Genomic DNA, 911 nt, shown 5'->3' with positions numbered 1-911 from the left:
GAGTTTGCCAACGAACTGAACGGTAAGATCGTTTTTTCAAATGGACAAGAGAAGGCGCTTGTTAACGGTAAAGTGCAGGTTGCTTTGAGTGAAATTGGCGAAGGTGGAACAATAACGTTACCGGAACCAACGATGAGAGTGCTTCCTTATTTGCCCCAAGCAAAGAAATAGCACTATCTTCACGAAAGAGCCGCATTCGCGGTTCTTTTTCTATTCTATGATGATAATTCAGCGCACTTATTTTCTTATCCTTCAATACAAACATTTAATCCTGCTGCAAAAGCCCGTATAATCCACGCCCCAAAGAAACCCATGTTAGGAAGTCCTACTGTCGATTTTATCGGCGATGTGAGAGCCCGCAATGAACCAGAAAGATACAAGAAAAGAAACCCTTGAATTCAACAAGCTTCAAAAACGTTTGAGAAGAAATGTTGGAAATGCCATTACAGATTACAACATGATCGAAGAAGGCGATGTTGTCATGGCATGCATAAGCGGTGGTAAAGACTCATTTGCGATGCTCGATATCCTGTTGAATCTACAAAAAGCGGCACCAATCAAATTTGAAGTGGTTGCTGTTAACCTAGACCAAAAACAACCTGGTTTCCCAGAGCATATTTTGCCTGAGTATTTTGAGACGCTGAATATTCCTTACTACATCGTAGATAAAGACACATACTCAGTAGTTAAAGAAAAAGTGCCAGAAGGTAAGACAACGTGTGGTCTATGTTCTCGTCTACGTCGTGGTACGCTTTACTCATTTGCTGAGAAAATCGGCGCAACAAAACTTGCACTTGGTCATCATATGGATGACATCGTAGAAACGATGTTCTTGAACATGTTCCATGGTTCTCGTTTGAAGGCAATGCCACCAAAACTACGCTCTGATGATGGTCGTAACGTGGTTATTC

Annotated in this window: 1 protein-coding gene and 1 pseudogene; both read left to right on the top strand. The window is 41.6% G+C overall.

The annotated features are described in order from the left end of the window. Positions 1–171, top strand: a pseudogene (locus tag R7Z50_RS25585) (DUF2987 domain-containing protein); the annotation flags it as partial. 190 nt (positions 172–361) lie between these two features. Then, positions 362–911: tRNA 2-thiocytidine(32) synthetase TtcA (gene ttcA, locus R7Z50_RS25580; RefSeq protein WP_318149486.1), on the top strand; the 550-nt coding region annotated here is incomplete at its 3' end.

This window comes from Vibrio sp. 1249-1, from assembly GCF_033340495.1.
Note: the sequence above shows the minus strand (reverse complement) of the source record. Positions and strands in the feature narration are given on the sequence as shown.